The organism is Streptomyces sp. NPDC032472 (assembly GCF_040636955.1).
Classification (GTDB): domain Bacteria; phylum Actinomycetota; class Actinomycetes; order Streptomycetales; family Streptomycetaceae; genus Streptomyces.
On sequence record NZ_JBEZVK010000213.1, the window covers coordinates 1 to 1,243 of the forward strand.

Annotated in this window: 2 protein-coding genes; one reads left to right on the forward strand and one right to left on the reverse strand. The window is 53.5% G+C overall.

Annotation, left to right across the window (positions count from 1 at the left end; all coding sequences use genetic code 11):
* A partial coding sequence (locus tag AB0F11_RS38270) for a hypothetical protein (RefSeq protein WP_362184501.1) occupies positions 1–336 on the reverse strand: 336 nt, incomplete at its 3' end.
* A 465-nt stretch (positions 337–801) separates the two neighbouring features.
* On the opposite strand from AB0F11_RS38270, the gene AB0F11_RS38275 reads away from it, so the two are divergent.
* A partial coding sequence (locus tag AB0F11_RS38275) for a protein kinase (RefSeq protein WP_362184503.1) occupies positions 802–1,243 on the forward strand: 442 nt, incomplete at its 3' end.

The window sequence follows — 1,243 nt, forward strand, 5'->3', positions numbered from 1 at the left end:
ACGCTCAAAGAGAAGCAGCCCGAACGCTTCGGCTCGATGGTGAATGCTCCTTCGAAGCCCACACGCACGTAGCTTCGCGATGGCAAATTCCACGATCTCCGGAACCGGCAAACCCAGTGGGTCTCCATGCACCAACAGAGGTAAGCGTTCGCCGTTCTCGAAATGAACTTCACGAATTGCGTATCGGGTCACGCCGGGCTCCATTCGACGAATGGAACCCATTTTTTTGCCGATCAGGCAGGTTCCGCCTAGATCGAGAATGTGCAAACGAAAAAAGACCCGAAGTTCCAGGCTAAATCGTTGATTTAGCTCAGAAATTCGGGTCCATCCTTCCACTGGGAACTAACGTTCCTCTTAGAACGGAAGTGGGCATCTGTGAGAGCGGAGGATGGTACAGGAAGATTTCCTCGCTCCGCCGCTTCCCAGAAGGCTGCTCCCTGTTCATAGGGCGATGGCAGATGATACAGCGACCTGCGTAGCAATGACACCCGCAACACTTACTTCGCCGAGCCGTCGGTGATTTGCAATCTTCACGCACCAGTAAGCGGCAGCTCGCACAGCTGCTGGCGACGCGGGCGGCTAACCGAGGTCTCACTGGCCGCCTAGCCGCAGCGAAATAGGTGCCCCGTTATCTCTGTCCTGCGGGTGCTCCCATGCTGCGGGCTGTCCGCACGTCGGCTCAGCGGCTCACGGCCCACTTAGCGCATCACCTCCCGCTCGCGCGACCTTCTCATTGAATTGGATTCCCCCTAGTATCTAGCCGTAGCCCACAGGCCAGCATCAGCGAATGAGGAGAAGTGCGTGAATTTGGTTACCCATTTTAAGCAAAACAATGTTCTAGAGACGGACATCGGCGACTTCACCTTCGCGTCAAGCGTAGACCAGGGAGGCAACGCGCACGTTCTCAAGTTCACTCGAGACAAACAAAGTTTTGCAATCAAATTCATTCCCCACGGAGATAAAGATAAGCTGCAACGCTTCCGCGACGAGTTCTTCTGTGCAGCACAAATCCCCACGCACATAAATGTGGTGCGATGTTACCACTTCGACAGCAAGACCATTAATGGCATCGACTATTCAATCATAGTCATGAAGCTGTACCAAAGCAGCCTAAACAAAATGCGAAGCAGCGCTTCGCAATCTACGGAAGAACGACATAGGACTGGGCGAAAGCTCTTTATCGAGCTTTGCAACGGACTGCATCATCTTCACACACACCACATCATCCATCGAGACATAAAGC